Source organism: Burkholderia sp. E168m22 (assembly GCF_001319805.1).
Taxonomy (GTDB): domain Bacteria; phylum Pseudomonadota; class Gammaproteobacteria; order Burkholderiales; family Burkholderiaceae; genus Burkholderia; species Burkholderia orbicola.
Genome location: NZ_BBSK01000023.1, coordinates 1 through 16946 on the forward strand (window position 1 = coordinate 1; position 16946 = coordinate 16946).

The following is a 16946-nucleotide window of genomic DNA, read 5'->3' on the forward strand; positions in this document are numbered from 1 at the left end:
GATCGTCGTCCCGTCGAATTCGACGGTGCACGGGCTGGCCGACCTGAAGGGCAAGACGATCTCGGTGCCGTTCGCATCGACCGCGCACGGCATGCTGCTGCGCGCGATCAAGGCCCAGGGCTGGAACCCCGACACCGACGTGAACATCGTCACGCAGGCGCCCGAAGTGGCCGGCAGCGCGCTGAAGGCGAACAAGATCGACGCGCATGCGGATTTCGTGCCGTTCGCCGACCTGTTCCCGTACCGCGGCATCGCGCGCAAGATCTACGACGGCGCGCAGACCCACGCGCCGACCTTCCACGGCGCACTCGTCGATGCGGACTACGCGCAGCGCTATCCGGAAATCGTCGTGGCCTATCTGCGTGCCGCGATCGAGGCGAACCGCCTGCTCGCGCAGAACCCGGAAAAGTACAGCCTGCTGATCGAGAAGGTCACCGGCATCGAGGCGCCGGTCGACTACCTGTATCACGGGCCGCTCGGCATCCAGACCCGCGATCTGACGTGGAAGCCCGAATACCGGCAAGCGGTCGCGACGGCGATCGATACGCTGAAGCTGCTGAAGAAGACCGACTCCGCGCCCGACCCCGCGACGTTCGTCGACGACCGCTATATCCGCGCGGCGTTCAAGGCGTCCGGGCTCGATTACGACGCGGCGTTGAAACACTACGGCAAGCAGCCGCTCGTCGCGAACGATGCGACGACCGGCAAGCCGATCCGCGATTTCAACGACGTCGCGCAAGTGTGGCTCGCCAACGACGAACCGGTACGCAACTACGCGAGCCCCACCGCCGCGTTCGTGGCGCTCGGCAAGCTCGGCCCTTCCGCGAAGGTGCGGGCGGTGTTCGTGCACGACCATGCGAGCGGCCTGAAGCTGTTCGCCGACCAGGCGTGGTACGTGAAGGACGCGCACGGCGTGCTCACCGCGTTCCTGCTGAAGTCGGGCGCCGACGCGTACGCGCAGCAGGTATCGGGCGCTGTGGTCGACTACGCGGCCGCGAAGACCGTCACCGCGCAGGCGCTCGCCGCCCGCTGAACGTCGCGCGCCTTTCCCCTTCCATTCGTCGACCCCGGACTTCCGCATGGCTGCCACCCTCGACCTCGTCAAACGCCGTCTCGCCGACGCACCGCGCAGCGGTGACACCCGCTCGCCGCATTCCGCCGCGCGCCGCCGCTCGACCCCGATGCGCCGCCGCGCATGGCGCATCGCATCGCTCGCCGCCTGCATCGCGCTGTGGCAGGCGGCCGTCCACTGGCGGCTGTCGCTCGGCATCGTCACGTTCGCGAACGTGCCCGCGCCGAGCGACGTCGGCCCCGCGCTGGCAGCGTTCCTGCAATCGCCGAAGCTGCCGATGCACCTGTTCGCGAGCATCACGCGCGTGCTGGCCGGCTTCGTCGCGGCGGCGGTCACCGGCATCGGCCTCGGGCTCGCGATCGGCCGCTATCGCGCGCTCGAGGACACGCTGCTGCCGCCGCTCGAGATGCTGCGGCCGATTCCGGCCGTCGCGTGGATTCCGCTCGCGATCCTGATGTTCCCGTCGTCCGAGCTGAGCATGATGTTCATCACGTTCGTCGGCGCGCTGTTTCCGATCCTGCTCAATACCGTGCATGGCGCCGAAGCCGTCGACCCGCGGCTCGTCGCGACCGCGCGCAGCCTCGGCACGCGCGGCCTCGCGCTCTATGCGGAAGTGATCCTGCCCGGCGCCGCGCCGTCGATCTTCACGGGCCTGTCGATCGGAATGGGTACCGCGTGGTTCTGCCTCGTCACGGCCGAGATGATCGCGGGCCAGTACGGGATCGGCTATTTCACGTGGGAATCCTATACGTTGCAGAACTACCCGGACATCGTGGTCGGCATGGCGCTGATCGGCCTGCTCGGGATGGGCAGCAGCCTGCTCGTCAAGCGTATCGGCGCGGCGCTCACGCCGTGGTACGCACCGCGTGGAGGCCGATCGTGAGTACGCCGGACATTGCGTCGCCCGCGCCCGGCCGCATCGGCGTGCGCGCGCTGACGATCGAACTCGGCCCGCCGCATGCGCGCTTCGCGGCGCTCGATACGCTCGACGTCGACATCGCACCCGGCGAATTCGTCTGCGTGCTCGGGCCGTCCGGCTGCGGGAAATCGACGCTGCTCGGCGCGCTCGCCGGCCACGTCGCGGCCACGCACGGCGAAATCGTCGTCGACGGCGAACGCGTCGACCGCCCGCATCCCGATCGCGGGCTCGTGTTCCAGCAGCACACGCTGTTTCCGTGGAAGCGCGTGATCGACAACGTCGCGTTCGGCCCGAAGATGAAAGGCGTGCCCGCGCGGGAGCGCCGCCGCGAAGCGGCCGAACTGCTCGAGCTCGTCGGGCTCGGCGGCTTCGGCGCGCACTATCCCGCGCAGCTTTCCGGCGGCATGCAGCAGCGTGTCGAGATCGCCCGCGTGCTAATCAACCGGCCGCGTGTGCTGCTGATGGACGAGCCGTTCGGCGCGCTCGACGCGCAGACGCGCCGGATGATGCAGACGCTGCTGCTCGACATCTGGTCGCGCATCGGCACGACCGTGCTGTTCGTCACGCACGACATCGAGGAAGCGCTGTTTCTCGGCGACCGCATCCTGATGCTGTCGCCGCGGCCCGCGCGCATCGTCGCCGATATCCGCGTGCCGCTCGCGCGGCCGCGCACCGACGACAGCACGACCGAGCCCGCGTTCGTCGACATCAAGCGCCGCTGCCTCGCGCTGTTGCGCGATGCCGCCTGAGCGCACGTGCCCGCCCATTCACCGCACCGACTCTTTCCCATGACCGCTTCTTCCTCCGCTTTCCCGCTGCCCGGCGTGCCGGCCGCCGATCATGCCGCGCTCGTCGCGCGCCTCGCCGCAGCCGACGCATCGGTGCGCCGCATCGCGCTGCTCGAACTCGCCGATCTCGAAGCGCCCGAACTCGTGCCGTCGTTCATCGCGGCGCTGCGCGACGACCCGTCGGCCGACGTGCGCAGCGAGGCCGCGCGCGTGCTCGACGCATGGGAGCAGCCCGAGGTCGTCGACGCGCTGTGCCACGCGCTGCTCGATCCGGACAACGGCGTGCGCGCCACCGCCGCGCAAAGCCTGTCCGAACTGAAGGACGCGGCATCGGGCGCCGTGCTGTGCCGCTGGGCCGACCGGTCCGAGCCGTTCGTGCGCGGCGCCGTGCTGCGCGGCTTGCGCGAGTTGCGCGACCCCGACGCGTTCGCGCCCGCGCTGCGCGCGCTCGACGCGAGCGCCGCTGCCGTCCGAGCCGAGGCGGTCGTCGTGCTCGGCTGGCTCAAGGACGGCCGCGCGCTGCCGCCGCTCGCCCGCGTCGCGACCGCGGACGCCGACGCGGACGTGCGGCGCGCCGCGGTCGGCGCAATCGGGTTTGCGGCGGCGGGCGATACCGCCGTCGTCACCGCGTTGCTCGCGGCGCTGCGTGACGCCGAATGGCAGGTGCGCGAAGAAGCGGCTGCCACGCTCGGCAAGCTGCGCATCGCCGCTGCGCGCGACCCGCTCGTCGCCGCGCTCGACGACGACTACTGGCAAGTGCGCGTGCGTGCCGTCCGCGCGCTGGGCCAATTGCGCGATGCGGCCGCGGCGTCGGCCGTCGTCGCGCTGCTCTCGCATACGATCAGCAACCTGCGCAAGGAAGCCGCGCTCGCGCTCGGCGAATTGCGCGACCGGGCGACGCTGCGGGCGCTACACGACGCACTCGACGATCGCGACCCCGAAGTCCGCAAGGCCGTGCGGATCGCGATCGGACAGATCGACGAGGCGTCGCGATGATCGCGCCGACCGAAATCGCACTCGATCACCCGGCACGCGCACTGACGCTGCGCTGGCCCGACGGCGCGACGCAACGTATCGGCTATGCGCAGTTGCGCAGCGATTGTCCGTGTGCGGAATGCCGGAGAATCCGCTTCGATGGCGGCCGTATCGACGCCCGCGCCGGCCTGACGCTCGACGGCGTCGAGGCGCTCGGCTACGGCGTGCGCCTTCTGTTCGGCGACGGCCATGCACGCGGCATTTATCCGTGGCCGTACCTGGCGGGGATCGCATAGCGGCGATGGCGCGGCTTCCGCGCTCGCGCGGGTCACATGGCAGAGGCGCGTAAACGCTGCGATACTGACGCCCACGATCGTCGCCACCTACCGTGGGAGCCGCACCATGCAAACCGCAGTCGGATTCATCGGCCTTGGCGTGATGGGCACGCCGATGGCGCTCAATCTCGCGCGGGCCGGCACGCCGCTCGTCGCGTGGAGCCGTTCGCACGGCAGCGACGATGCGCTGCGCGACGCCGGCGCACGCGTGGCCGAAAACGTCGACGACGTCTTCGCGTCCTGCCGCACCGTGATCCTGATGCTCGCGAACGACGCGGCAATCGACGCCGCCCTTGCGCGCGGCTCACCCGGTTTTGCCGCCCGGGTCGGCGGACACACGATCGTCAACATGGGCACGAATGCGCCCGAATACTCTCGCGCACTCGCCGACGAAATCGCCGCCGCATCGGGCCGCTACGTCGAGGCGCCCGTGTCGGGCTCGCGCAAGCCGGCCGAAGCCGGTCAACTCGTCGTGATGCTGGCCGGCGCGCCGGAGGACGTCGACGCCGTACGCGCGCTGGTGAAGCCGCTGTGCCGCGACAGCTTCGTATGCGGCGACGTGCCGTCGGCGCTGACGATGAAGCTCGCCGTCAACCTGTTCCTGATCACGATGGTCACCGGTCTCACCGAAGCCACGCACTTCGCGCAACGCCACGGTATCGACCTTGCACGCTTCGCCGACGTGCTGAATGCCGGCCCGATGGCCAGCGACGTGTCGCGCGTGAAGCTCGGCAAGCTCGTCGCGGAAGATTTCTCGGTGCAGGCCGCGATCACCGACGTGCTGAAGAATGCGCGCCTCGTCGCCGAATCGGCACGCAGCATCGGCATCGCGTCGCCGCTGCTCGACATCTGCCATGCACTGTACGGTGAAACCGAGCGAGCCGGACATGGGGCGGCCGACATGGTCGCCGTGATTCGTGCGATCGAACAGCGTACCGGAGACGCGCGATGAGCCGCGTGCACGTAGTACCCGCGTTCGTTCGAACCGACAGGTAGGCGCGACCATGTCCGCAACCGGCACGTCCGCAACCGGCATGTCCGCAACCGGCAACGCTACCCCCTTGCGCCCCATTCCCGCCGTGATCGGCATCGTGCTGCGCGAACGCGACGTGCTGCTCGTGCGCCGCGCGAATCCACCCGATGCAGGCTGCTGGGGCTTCCCCGGCGGCAAGATCGAGCCGGGCGAGCCGCTCGCGGATGCGGTCGTGCGCGAAATCGCGGAAGAAGCGACGGTCGACGTGGAAGCGCTCGACGCCTTTACCGCGCTGGACGCGTTCGATTACGATGCGCACGGCGTCGTGCGCCAGCATTTCGTCATGGTCGCCGTGCTGTGCAGATGGCTGCGCGGCACACCGGCCGCCGGCGACGATGCGCTCGACGCGCGCTGGTTCGGCATCGACGAACTCGACCGCGACGATTTGCCGATGAGCGCCGGCGTGCGCGACATCGCGCGGCGAGCGATCGAGCGGGCGGCGGTGCCAGGCAACGCGCGACCGCCATCCGGCTGACACACCGCTGTCGCTTGCGCATCACCGCGACGCGTTCGCTCCGTCACGACGCCCGCTACCCGCCGAGCGCCAGATCACCACCCGTCAAACCATGATCAGAATCCGACAATCCACCGAGGCCGACGGCACATACGTTCTGGACATCTGGCGCAACGCCGTCGATGCCACGCATCACTTCCTGAGCGACAACGACCGTCGCGCGATCGAATCCGAAGTCGTCGCATTTCTGCCGGGCGCGCCGCTCGATCTAGCCGTCGACGAAACCGATCGCCCGATCGGTTTCATGCTGCTCGACGGCGGCCACATGGAAGCGCTGTTCGTCGATCCCGCCCACCATGGTGCGGGGGTCGGGCGGCGGCTGGTCGAAGAAGCGCTCAAGCGCCATTCCAACTTGTCGACCGACGTCAACGAACAGAACGAGGCGGCTGCGGGATTTTATGAACGGCTCGGATTCGAGCGCTGCGGGAGATCGGCACTGGATGGACAAGGTCGGCCTTATCCGCTGATTCACCTTCGTTATCGCGGTGGCGATCGGGACTGAGCCGGCGTCCCGACGAGAACGGGACGCTGTACCGGCCCGGTCCGGATGCGCTGAAACGGCACCGCACTTGCGGCATCGCGATCACCCCGAGGCGCTGCCGGTCCTCAGCGGCCAGCGCCCCAATACGTCGTAGTGCGACTTGCCGAGCCAGCTATCGATCAGGACGAAGTCGAACACGGTCCAGGTAATCGGCTCGATCCGATACTCATCGGGCCTCTGTGCGCCATACAGCAGCGTCACGTGCGGGGTGAAACTCGAGGGGAAAACAGGCACGCCTACCCTTTTCAACGCGTCTCGCAACTGCCGCCGAAAATCGATCAAGTCTTCCAGACCGGCCTTCCCCGTCAGCACCAGCGGCTGACGACCGGACCGCCTGTTGAAGCTGATGATCTTGTCGAACCTCACCGAGAAAGACGGCACTTCCATGCGATCCGCGACCGCGCGGGCTCGTGCAAGCGTAGCGCCCGGCACGTAAGCGAAGTCGCCTAGCGAGCCCAGCGTGATGTGCAGACGCTCGGTGTCCACCGGGCTGTCCTTCTCCTGCTGCAAGCTTTTGGCGACACCGGCAATGCGCGCGGCCGTGGCCGTGTCTGGCATCACGGCGAAAAAGAAGCGGTGCACGGGAGCCGGCGGCGGCGCATCGAATCCGGGTAGCGTCAGTTGAGTCACGGCAGCATGTCCGACTGGCGTGGAGCGAAATTTCATTATCGTCAATCGGTAGCCGGCCCGCTCGCTGCTCACCGCTAGACGAATCCGCCGTTCACACGCCTGAAGATGCTACCCTCTCGGCCACACTCGACACCCTCTGATGACGCCCCCGAATTCAACCATGCAAACCGTCGCGGTACTGGACTTCGAAACAACCGGCCTGTCGCCGAATCTGGGCGACCGTGCAACCGAAATTGCCGTCATCCTGCTGCGCAACGGGCAGGTCGTCGACCGTTTCCAGAGTTTGATGAATGCCGGCCGACGCATCCCGTCCGATGTCGTTGCGCTCACCGGCATCACGAACGACATGATCGCGACGGCGCCGCCGGCGTCCGAAGTCATGAAGGAAGCGGCGGCGTTCGTCGGCAAGCATGCGGTCGTGGCCCACAACGCCGGTTTCGACAAACGCTTCTGGCAGTCGGAACTCGGGATGCTCGGCATGTCGGCCGACCATGCGTTTGCGTGCACGATGCTGGTGGCGAGACGAATCTACCCGGACGCGCGGAGTCACCGCCTGTCGAGCCTCGCCGAGATGCTGCGGCTGCCGCAAACGGGTCGTGCGCACCGCGCGATGGTCGATGCGGAGATGGCCGGCCATCTGTGGTGCCGGTTGCAGCAGGATATTTCGCGGACTTACGGGCTGGATCGCATCGATCACGCGCTGATGTCGCGTGTTCAGGCGACGACCAAGGCGAAGGTGCCGATGTACTTGCGTTCGCTCGTGCGCGCGCACGCGTGAGCAATTCACGCACTGTGTAAACGCAAAACGGCTTGGCAACATCCAAGCCGTTTCTTGTACCCCGGCAGCGTCAGGCACGCTGCTTCATCAGCCCGGCCAGCAGTGTCAGCGCTTCCGTCAGATCGTCGAACGACGGGCCGCCGAGGCAAAGTCGAATCCCGCTCGCCCGATCTTCCGGGTTCACCATCATGGATTCCGGAGGAGTCAACTTGATACGCATCGCCGCGGCAGCGGAGGCGAAACGAATGGCGGCGTCACGCTCCATCGGCAGCCACGCGTTGTAGGCGCCGGGATGCGAGACCAGTTCGCCCGCGCCGAGCAGCGCGATGGCCAGACTGGATCGACGCCGCGCCTCATGGTGCAGGTCCCGCTGGATCGATGAGATGACGTCGGCGGCCAGCCATTCCTCGATCACTGCGCAAGAGAGCGGCGACGGCGCCATCGGCAGGTCCCGCAGCGCGTCTTCCGCGGCATCGTCGAATCCGACCGGCAGTGCGAGCACGCCGATCTGCAAACCGGGGCCAAGCGATTTGGACAGCCCGTTCACATGAAAGGTGATCTCGGGCGCCAACGCCGCAAGCGGCGGCGAAGCCGATTCGGCCGGCGCATAGACGCCGTCCTCGATGATCCACGCGCCCGCCCGGCGGCAAATATCCACGATGGCCTGCCTGCGTTCCGTGCTCATTGTCGCGGTGGTCGGATTGTGTAGCGTCGGTGTGAGATAGACCGCCTGGTTGCCGGTCGATGCGGCGCCGTCGAGTGCGTCCGCCAGTGCCTCCGGCGCCATCCCTTGCGCGTCGGTCTCGATGCCGCGCATCCGATATCCGTTGCGCCGAGCCAGCGCGATCGCGCCCGGATAGGTGATCCGCTCGGTCAGAAGCAGCCCTTGCGAGCCGCACGCAAGATCGAAGGCCAATGACAGCGCCTGGCGGGCGCCGCTCGTGAGCACCAGATGCGACGGTTCCACCATCAGGCCCAGCGTTTCGAGCCAGCGGGCCAGCACACGTCGGTGCTCCATATGCCCGGCGGCCGGTGCATAGAGATTGAGATGGTCCGCATCGATCTTGCGTGCGATCCCCGTCAGTGTTCGCGCCAGCAAGCGCGCGTCGAGCATGGCTGGCGGCACATTGAACGAAAGGTCGATCTGGCGATCATGGTGCGCCTGGCGGATCGCCACAAAGGTTCCGCGCCCCTTGATGCTGCGCGTCAGGCCTCGCCGTTCAAGCGCGGCATAAGCCTTCGTCACCGTGCCAAGCCCGATCCCCAGTTTCAACGCGAGATCGCGATGAGCGGGCAGTCGGTCGCCTCCCGTCAGCCGCCCTTCGACGATGTCGTCGGCCAGGGCGAGCACCAACCGCTCGGCGGTATTCGCATCGATGTCGGCAAGCCGTGGTGACCAGGGGGATCGCAGGAGCATGTTTGCCGCCCAGATATTAGTGTCACGTGACACTATTTATGAAAACAACAAGCGTAACATGCGCGATGTGATCGGATGAAGTCATGCATTTCTGGAGGCGCCTGATCGCCATGACGGGCGCGTGGAGAGTCGAATGTTCAGCCATGTAACCGTTGGCGCGCGTGATCTTGGGCGGGCAGGCCGTTTCTATGACGCGGTGCTCGCTCCGCTCGGACTGAAGCGTCGCGTCGTCACGTCCGATGGCGGGCCGCCGGCCCTGTGCTGGGTAACCGGTCAAACGCCGCTGCCGCGCTTCTATGTCTACCTTCCTTACGATGGCAAGCCGGCGACCATCGGCAACGGCAGCATGGTCGCCTTTCTCGCCCCGTCGCAGGAAGCCGTGAACACGGCCTACGCGAAGGGTCTCGAGCACGGCGGGACGGACAACGGTGCGCCCGGGTTACGCCCCCGCTACGGTGACGGCTACTACGGCGCGTATCTGCGCGACCCTGACGGGAACAAGGTCCATATCGTTCATCGCGGGGATCTCCAGCCGTGACGCTGGAGACACTCGCCTCTCTGGAGAACCTCGAATGATCGCCAGTCAGATCGCACTCGTCTACGGCACCTATCTCGTCGCCACAGCCAGCCCCGGGCCGAGCAACATGGCGATCATGGCAACAGCGATGCGTGACGGCCGTCTGCCGGCCCTCGTGCTGGCCGCCGGCGTCATCACGGGCTCGCTCTTCTGGGCGATCCTGGCGGCGACCGGCGTTTCCGCCGTGCTGGCGGCCTATGCCGAGGCACTCGTCGTGATCAAGATGGTTGGCGGTGTCTATCTGCTCTACCTGGCGTTCCGCACGGGCAGGTCGGCGCTGAAACCGGGCCCCGGCTTCGCGAAGATGGAACCCGGACGCCCGACACCGCCCTATCGGCGACTCTACCGTCAGGGCATTCTCATGCATATCGGAAACCCGAAGGCGGTTCTGGCCTGGATGGCCATCATGTCCCTCGGGCTTCAGGAACACGCGTCCGGCGGCACCTTGCCGGCGATCATCGGCGGTTGCGCGCTCCTCGGCGTCATCGTGTTTGGCGGTTATGCGGTCCTCTTCTCGACCGCTCGGATGATCGCCGTGTATGCCCGCCTCCGGCGCTGGATTGAAGGCACGCTATCCGCGGTGTTCGCCGTTGCGGGAGTCAACCTGCTTGCCTGGCAACGTTGATATCCCGGCTCGCCGGCGCCGTCACGAACTGATCTGAATTGAAAGAGCGATGTCATGAGCTTTGCGATCCATATGGTCGACGTCTTCGGCGCCGAACCGCTTTCGGGCAATCCGCTGGCGGTCGTCATCGGTGCCGACGCCCTGGCAACGGATGACATGCAGCGGCTGACGCGGTGGTTCAACCTGTCCGAGACCGCGTTTCTGTTGCCGCCCACGCATCCCGAGGCGGACTACCGGGTCAGGATCTTCACGCTGGACAGGGAGATGCCTTTTGCCGGGCACCCGACGCTCGGCAGTTGCCATGCGTGGCTCTCGACTGGCCGCGTGCCGAAGCGCGCAGCGGAAATCGTCCAGGAATGCGGAGTCGGGCTGGTTCCGATCCGACGCGATCACGAGCGGCTTTCGTTCGCCGCCCCGCCGCTGATCCGCTCCGGCGCGCCGACCCACGATGAATTGGACCGGGCTCGGCGACTGCTGGGGATCGAATCCGGCGATATCCTGGATGCCGCCTGGATCGACAATGGCCCCGGATGGCTGGGCATCAGGCTGGTATCGGCGCAGACGGTGCTTGCGCTCGATCCGCTCCGCAGTTGGCCCGGCCGGATCGATGTCGGTGTGATTGGCCCTCATGCAACGGGCGGCGATGCCGCCTTCGAGGTTCGCACGTTCTTCAGCGACCATCTGGGCGCTATCGTCGAAGACCCGGTCACCGGCAGCCTCAATGCTTCAATGGCGCAGTGGTTGTTCGCGACGGGTGTAGTCGAGGACGACTATGTCGCCGCCCAGGGGACACGCGTCGGCCGCCATGGCCGCATTCATTTGACCCGCGACGCGGCTGGCCAGATCTGGGTCGGCGGCAGGACGCGCACGCATGTCGAGGGCCGGCTCCAAGGCCTGTGAACAGGCAAACGAGAAAGCGGCAACCTGATGTTCGGGCGGGCTGGCGCACGTGACGCCCGTCCGGGTCGCGCCATACGCCGAGCAGCTTGCGCGCAGGACTACTACCGGTGTGGCACGACGACACCGGATCAACCCGAGCATTGTTCCGACGTTCGAAACCACGCAAGGAGTTTCAGCATGTCTGCCCTCCCGCAGAACCCGATTGCGCCATCCGGAACTACCGATCGCATCACACTGCCCGCCTCGGCAGCAGACACCTTGAGCATGCTGGTGCGCTACAAGTCCTGGGCGAACGGACTGACGTTCAAGAGCGTGATGGACCTACCGGCTGGCGAAGCCCTTCGGCAGAGACCAACGCGGTTCGGAAACATGGTGCATACCTTGAATCATGTCTATGTAGTCGACGACATTTTCAGACATCATCTGCAAGGAAAGAAGCACACCTACACCTCGCGCAACACCGACCACACGCCTGCAGTTTCCGATCTCTGGAACGCGGTTCAGGAAATGGACCGCTGGTACGTCGAGCTTGTCGACAACTGGTCGGACGAGGATCTCGCGACAGCCATTCGTTTCGAGTTTGTGGGTGGGGGAGAAGGCGTCATGACCCGCGAGCAGATCGTGCTGCATGTCGTCAATCACGCGACCTATCACCGCGGCTTTGTCGGCGACATGATGTATCAGGTGCCTTTTGTGCCGCCGTCAAATGATCTTCCGGTATTCATCAGGGATCACTATCGCGACGCTCGGTGAGCGCCCGGTCGCTGGCCCGGCGCTCACCCGCCACTTGTCTCGTCCGACGCCAGCCTGTTCCGCCGGCCGGCGGCCGCCATCGATAGCTGCCGCAACACATTGCTTCGTTACCGCAGTTTTTCGATGGCTGGCGATCGTCCCTGAAGGACGTCAATTCACTCCCACTCGATCGTCGCCGGCGGCTTACCCGAGATGTCGTACACGACCCGGTTGATCCCGCGCACTTCGTTGATGATGCGATTCGACGCGCGACCGAGCAGCGCATACGGCAGATGCGCCCAATGCGCAGTCATGAAGTCGGTCGTCTGCACCGCGCGCAGCGACGTCACGTAGTCGTATGTCCGCCCATCGCCCATCACGCCGACCGACTTGACCGGCAGGAACACCGCGAACGCCTGGCTCGTCAGGTCGTACCAGCTCTTGCCGACATCGGCCTCGCCGCACAGGCCGGCAGCCGCGTCCTGCGCGGTCGCGGTCGTGTTGCGCAGTTCCTCGATGAAGATCGCATCCGCGCGGCGCAGCAGCTCCGCGTATTCGCGCTTCACTTCGCCGAGAATCCGCACGCCGAGGCCCGGGCCCGGGAACGGATGGCGGTACACCATCTCCGGCGGCAGACCGAGCGCGACACCCAGCTCGCGCACTTCGTCCTTGAACAGGTCGCGCAGCGGCTCGAGCAGCTTCAGGCCGAGCGTTTCCGGCAGGCCGCCGACGTTGTGGTGGCTCTTGATCGTCGTCGCCTTCTTCGTCTTCGTGCCGCCCGATTCGACCACGTCCGGGTAGATCGTGCCCTGCGCGAGCCACTTCGCCTTCGACAGCTTCTTCGCCTCGGCCTGGAACACCTCGACGAACTCGCGGCCGATGATCTTGCGCTTCGCTTCCGGATCGGTCACGCCGGCCAGATGGCCGAGGAACTGGTCGGATGCGTCGACGTGCACGACCTTCGCGTGCAGGCGGCCCTCGAACATGTCGAGCACCATCTTGCCTTCGTTCAGGCGCAGCAGGCCGTGATCGACGAACACGCAGGTCAACTGATCGCCGATCGCGCGATGGATCAGCGCGGCCGCGACGCTCGAATCGACGCCGCCCGACAGGCCGAGAATCACTTCCTCGTCACCGACCTGCTCGCGGATCTTCGCGACGGCTTCCTCGATGTGGTTCTTCATGATCCAGTCGGGCTTCGCGCCGGCGATCTGCAGCACGAAGCGCTCGATGATCTGGCGGCCCTTCACCGTGTGCGTGACTTCCGGGTGGAACTGCACCGCGTAGTAGCCGCGCGCCTCGTCGGCCATGCCGGCGATCGGGCAGCTCGGCGTCGACGCCATCAGCGCGAAGCCCGGCGGCAGCTCGGCCACCTTGTCGCCGTGGCTCATCCAGACCTTCAGCATCCCGTGGCCTTCGGCCGTCGTGAAATCCTCGATGCCGTCGAGCAGGCGCGTATGGCCGTGCGCACGCATTTCCGCGTAGCCGAATTCGCGATGGTCGCTCCACTCGACCTTGCCGCCGAGCTGCACGGCCATCGTCTGCATGCCGTAGCAGATGCCGAGCACCGGCACGCCGAGATCCCACACGGCCTGCGGCGCGCGCAGTTGATGGTCTTCGTACGTGCTCGCGTGGCTGCCCGACAGGATCACCGCCTTCGGCGCGAACTCGCGGACGAAGTCGTCGGACACGTCGTTCGGATGGATTTCGCAGTAGACGTGCGCTTCACGCACGCGCCGTGCAATCAGTTGGGTGACTTGCGAACCGAAGTCGAGAATCAGGATTTTGTCGTGCATGGCTGCGGACGGGATGAAGAGAATAAGAAAAGCAGCGCACGAAGCGCTGCGTCAAAAGCATGGACAGCGGCGTCGGGCGGCAGGCGGCTCGCGCGACGCATCGCCGGTCAATCCTGCGACGGCGGGCGCGCGTCGAATGCGACGCTGCCTGACGCGCGATCGGATGCGGCCGATGGGGTCGCCGCGACCGGCGCCGAAGGCGCCACCGGACGGCTGACGACCGGCTCGACCCGCGGCTGCGGCGTGGATGCCGGCGCCGGTTCGACCGGACGCTTCGCGTCCCGGCTCTCGAGCGCCTGCGCCTTCTCACGCCGGCGCACGGCCGATGCGAGCCGCACACCGCCGAGACCGAGCACGATCAGCGCAACCCCGGCCACCGCCGACAGCACCCGGCCGGCGGCCGCCAGCGCGGGCCCGCTGCCGGTGCCGATCGACCACACGACCGTCAGCACGCCGGTCAGCCAGTTCACGTGGCCGACCACCCGTGCGACGGGCGCCGTGAGGTCGCCGTTGAACGCCGCATGAAACGCGAGCCACGCGAGCCCGAGCAGCGCGATCCCGAACGCCTGGCCGAGCATCGCCGGCTGGATGTTCGCCAGTTGCAGCGCGTCGAACAGCGCCTGCCAGGGCGTCAGCACGAACAGCACGCCGAACGCCAGCAGCAGCACGGCATCGACGATCAGCACGGCTCGCAGCAGCGGTTTCATCGGCGATCAGTCCACGTGGTAGTTCGGCGCTTCCTTCGTGATCTGCACGTCGTGCACGTGCGACTCGCGCATGCCCGCCGCGGTGATCTGGACGAATTCGGCCTTCTCGTGCAGCTCGTCGATCGTCTTGCAGCCGCAGTAGCCCATGCTCGCGCGCACGCCGCCGACCAGCTGGAACAGGATCGCGTTGACCGAACCCTTGTACGCGACACGGCCTTCGATGCCTTCCGGCACGAGCTTGTCGATGTTCGCCGAGTTGTCCTGGAAGTAGCGGTCAGCCGCGCCGTCCTTCATCGCACCGACCGAACCCATGCCGCGATACGACTTGTACTGGCGGCCCTGGTACAGGAACACGTCGCCCGGCGCCTCTTCGGTGCCCGCGAACATGCTGCCCATCATCACCGCGTTCGCGCCGGCCGCGAGGGCCTTCGACACGTCGCCCGAGAAGCGCACGCCGCCGTCGGCGATGCACGGCACACCGGTGCCCTTCAGCGCTTCCGACACGTTCGCGATCGCGCTGATCTGCGGCACGCCGACACCCGCGACGATCCGCGTCGTGCAGATCGAACCCGGGCCGATGCCGACCTTGACCGCGTCCGCGCCGTATTCGACCAGCGCCTTCGCGGCGGCGGCCGTCGCGATGTTGCCGCCGATCACCTCGACGTGCGGGAAGTTCTGCTTGACCCAGCGCACGCGCTCGAGCACGCCCTTGCTGTGACCGTGCGCGGTATCGACGACGATCACGTCGACGCCGGCCTGCACCAGCAGCTCGACGCGCTCTTCGTTGTCCGGACCGACGCCGACCGCCGCGCCTGCGCGCAGCTTGCCGTGTTCGTCCTTGCATGCATCCGGGTGCTCGGTCTGCTTCGTGATGTCCTTGACGGTCATCAGGCCGCGCAGTTCGAACGCGTCGTTGACGACCAGCACGCGCTCGAGGCGGTGGCTGTGCATCAGCGCCTTCGCTTCGGCGAGCGGCGTGCCTTCCTTGACCGTGACGAGGCGCTCGCGCGGCGTCATGATCGACTTGACCGGCTCGTCGAGGCGCGTTTCGAAACGCAGGTCGCGGTTCGTGACGATGCCGACGAGCTGCGGGCCTTCGACGACCGGGAAGCCCGAGATGCCATGCTGGCGCGACAGCGCGATCACGTCGCGCACCTTCATTTGCGGGGGCACCGTGATCGGGTCGCGGACGACGCCCGACTCGAAACGCTTGACCTTCGCGACTTCGCGGGCCTGTTCGGCCGGCGTGAGGTTCTTGTGGACGATACCGACGCCACCCTGCTGGGCCATCGCGATCGCGAGGCGACCTTCGGTGACCGTGTCCATCGCGGCGGACACGAGCGGCATGTTCAAGGAGATGTTGCGGGTCAGCTTGGTCTTGAGGCTGGTGTCGCGCGGGAGAACGTCGGAGAAGGCGGGAACGAGGAGCACGTCATCGAAAGTGAGTGCTTTTTGGATCAGACGCATGGCAAATCCTATGGGCGCAAAAGCGAATTATACGCGAAGCGCCGCGAATTTTCACAACACGAACAACGGCTTAGCCGGTTTCGGCCGTTCGGGGGCCGAATCGTTCGGATCGCCGTTCGGTTCGTTTTCGATCGTCTTTCGTTTCACCGCCGCATCGAGCCATTCGCGCAACCGGCGGCCGGCGGCATGTGCCCGTGTCGCGGCGGGGCCACACGGCCGCGACGGCGGCGGCCGCGCGCACGGCCCGGCGACCCGCCGAAGCGGCTTGCCAGCCCTGCTTCACGCCAGCCCGGCTGCACGGGCGATCATCGCCATGCCGCCCGCCACCACCACGCAACCGACGGTCCGCGCGACGCGCCCGCCGGCCGGCACAACGCGTTCGGCTGCGATCGCGACCGTCACGGCGGCCATCACGCGCAGATCCATCATGCCGGCCGCCAGCGCGACGGCCATCAGGTTCCCGCAACATGCGCCGCACCGGATCGCGGCGCGCACGCCGTACCGCCATGCCGTGACGGCCGCCGCCCGTGGCCGATGCACGTCGTGCGCCGCAGGGTGCCGGCAGCACGCGAGCCGGCGCGCCTTCCACCCGGAGAATTGCAACGCGCCCGCGGCCAGCACGATGGCGCCGGACACGAACGGCATCGCCCGGGCGAGCGCCGGCAGACGGGCGGCGGCCGTCGTCAGTACGGCACCGGCCGGAAACACGAGCGCGCCGAGCGCCATCCAGACCGAGAAATATCCCGCCCCCGCGACGACGACGAGCCAGGCCGACCGCGCCGCCGCCTGCGGGCCGATGCGTCGCCGGTAATGCCAGAGCTGCGGCGCGAGCACGGGCAGCATCATCGTCACCGTCATCGCGCCCCACATTCCGGCGAACGTCGCGAATGCGCGCCCGACGCCCTGCCCGCACGGTCGCAGCCAGGCGGCCGAGGCCATCCAGCCGCCGGGCATCGGTTCGCCACCCATCGCGGCCATCGACGCATGCTGCGCCAGCGTCGCCACCACGGCGACCGCGAACACGGCCGCGACCGCCACGCCGAATGCCCGCGGATCGAGGGCCGTCTCGCCGGTTATCGGCCCGGCTTTCGGCCCGGTGGTCGTTCGTGTCATCGCGTGCTCCCACCCGTGGCCACCGCG

The 16946-nt window shown here is 67.3% G+C and carries 19 protein-coding genes; 13 read left to right on the forward strand and 6 right to left on the reverse strand.

Going from position 1 to position 16946, the window contains the following annotated elements:
• From AP428_RS07460 to AP428_RS07495, 8 genes are all read left to right on the forward strand, one after another.
• Positions 1-1033 (forward strand): ABC transporter substrate-binding protein (locus AP428_RS07460; protein ID WP_054927920.1); only part of this gene is annotated, 1033 nt, incomplete at its 5' end.
• Between the two features lie 46 nt (positions 1034-1079).
• Positions 1080-1955 carry an ABC transporter permease gene (locus AP428_RS07465; protein ID WP_011549572.1) on the forward strand — a complete coding sequence of 292 codons (876 nt, stop codon included), beginning with the start codon at positions 1080-1082 and terminating at the stop codon, positions 1953-1955.
• Positions 1952-2740: an ABC transporter ATP-binding protein gene (locus AP428_RS07470; RefSeq protein WP_054927929.1), complete on the forward strand. Its 789-nt coding sequence runs from the start codon at positions 1952-1954 to the stop codon at positions 2738-2740. Before AP428_RS07465 ends, AP428_RS07470 begins: the two co-directional genes overlap by 4 nt.
• 39 nt (positions 2741-2779) lie before the next feature.
• Positions 2780-3775, forward strand: a complete 996-nt coding sequence (locus AP428_RS07475) for a HEAT repeat domain-containing protein (protein WP_054927921.1) — start codon at positions 2780-2782, stop codon at positions 3773-3775.
• Positions 3772-4050, forward strand: a complete 279-nt coding sequence (locus AP428_RS07480; RefSeq protein WP_011549569.1) for a gamma-butyrobetaine hydroxylase-like domain-containing protein — start codon at positions 3772-3774, stop codon at positions 4048-4050. The genes AP428_RS07475 and AP428_RS07480 overlap by 4 nt, the downstream gene beginning before the upstream one ends.
• On the forward strand, positions 4004-5041 hold the full coding sequence (locus AP428_RS07485) for an NAD(P)-dependent oxidoreductase (RefSeq protein WP_333966844.1): 1038 nt from the start codon (positions 4004-4006) through the stop codon (positions 5039-5041). Before AP428_RS07480 ends, AP428_RS07485 begins: the two co-directional genes overlap by 47 nt.
• A 52-nt stretch (positions 5042-5093) precedes the next feature.
• Positions 5094-5597, forward strand: coding sequence for an NUDIX hydrolase (locus tag AP428_RS07490; protein WP_011549567.1), 504 nt, complete (start codon positions 5094-5096; stop codon positions 5595-5597).
• A 91-nt stretch (positions 5598-5688) separates the two neighbouring features.
• Positions 5689-6138, forward strand: a complete 450-nt coding sequence (locus tag AP428_RS07495) for an acetyltransferase (RefSeq protein WP_011549566.1) — start codon at positions 5689-5691, stop codon at positions 6136-6138.
• Between the two features lie 81 nt (positions 6139-6219).
• On the opposite strand, the gene AP428_RS07500 is transcribed toward AP428_RS07495, so the two are convergent.
• The gene (locus AP428_RS07500; RefSeq protein ID WP_011694311.1) at positions 6220-6843 is read right to left on the reverse strand and encodes a 2'-5' RNA ligase family protein; all 624 of its coding nucleotides are present in this window, start codon (positions 6841-6843) and stop codon (positions 6220-6222) included.
• A 124-nt stretch (positions 6844-6967) separates the two neighbouring features.
• Between AP428_RS07500 and AP428_RS07505 the strand changes: the two genes are divergently transcribed.
• Positions 6968-7585 carry a PolC-type DNA polymerase III gene (locus AP428_RS07505; protein WP_041489536.1) on the forward strand — a complete coding sequence of 206 codons (618 nt, stop codon included), beginning with the start codon at positions 6968-6970 and terminating at the stop codon, positions 7583-7585.
• A 70-nt stretch (positions 7586-7655) separates the two neighbouring features.
• On the opposite strand, the gene AP428_RS07510 is transcribed toward AP428_RS07505, so the two are convergent.
• The gene (locus AP428_RS07510; protein ID WP_054927922.1) at positions 7656-9002 is read right to left on the reverse strand and encodes a PLP-dependent aminotransferase family protein; all 1347 of its coding nucleotides are present in this window, start codon (positions 9000-9002) and stop codon (positions 7656-7658) included.
• Positions 9003-9135: 133 nt separating this feature from the next.
• Here AP428_RS07510 and AP428_RS07515 point away from each other — a divergent pair, with 133 nt between their 5' ends.
• From AP428_RS07515 to AP428_RS07530, 4 genes are all read left to right on the forward strand, one after another.
• Positions 9136-9540 carry a VOC family protein gene (locus AP428_RS07515; RefSeq protein WP_011549562.1) on the forward strand — a complete coding sequence of 135 codons (405 nt, stop codon included), beginning with the start codon at positions 9136-9138 and terminating at the stop codon, positions 9538-9540.
• 34 nt (positions 9541-9574) lie between these two features.
• A complete protein-coding gene (locus tag AP428_RS07520; protein ID WP_011549561.1) occupies positions 9575-10204 on the forward strand; it encodes a LysE family translocator in 630 nt (209 codons plus the stop codon).
• Positions 10205-10258: 54 nt separating this feature from the next.
• Positions 10259-11104: a PhzF family phenazine biosynthesis protein gene (locus tag AP428_RS07525; RefSeq protein ID WP_011549560.1), complete on the forward strand. Its 846-nt coding sequence runs from the start codon at positions 10259-10261 to the stop codon at positions 11102-11104.
• 177 nt (positions 11105-11281) lie between these two features.
• Entirely contained in the window at positions 11282-11857 is a 576-nt protein-coding gene (locus AP428_RS07530; protein ID WP_011549559.1) for a DinB family protein, read from the forward strand.
• Between the two features lie 155 nt (positions 11858-12012).
• Here AP428_RS07530 and guaA read toward each other — a convergent pair whose 3' ends face one another.
• The 4 genes from guaA to AP428_RS07550 all read right to left on the reverse strand — a co-directional run bounded on the left by guaA (position 12013) and on the right by AP428_RS07550 (position 16919).
• Positions 12013-13632: a glutamine-hydrolyzing GMP synthase gene (guaA, locus tag AP428_RS07535; RefSeq protein WP_011549558.1), complete on the reverse strand. Its 1620-nt coding sequence runs from the start codon at positions 13630-13632 to the stop codon at positions 12013-12015.
• Between the two features lie 107 nt (positions 13633-13739).
• Positions 13740-14339: a hypothetical protein gene (locus tag AP428_RS07540; protein ID WP_054927923.1), complete on the reverse strand. Its 600-nt coding sequence runs from the start codon at positions 14337-14339 to the stop codon at positions 13740-13742.
• Between the two features lie 6 nt (positions 14340-14345).
• Positions 14346-15806, reverse strand: coding sequence for an IMP dehydrogenase (gene guaB, locus AP428_RS07545; protein WP_027784746.1), 1461 nt, complete (start codon positions 15804-15806; stop codon positions 14346-14348).
• Between the two features lie 279 nt (positions 15807-16085).
• A complete protein-coding gene (locus AP428_RS07550) occupies positions 16086-16919 on the reverse strand; it encodes a DUF2182 domain-containing protein (protein ID WP_054927924.1) in 834 nt (277 codons plus the stop codon).
• Positions 16920-16946: the final 27 nt, after the last annotated feature.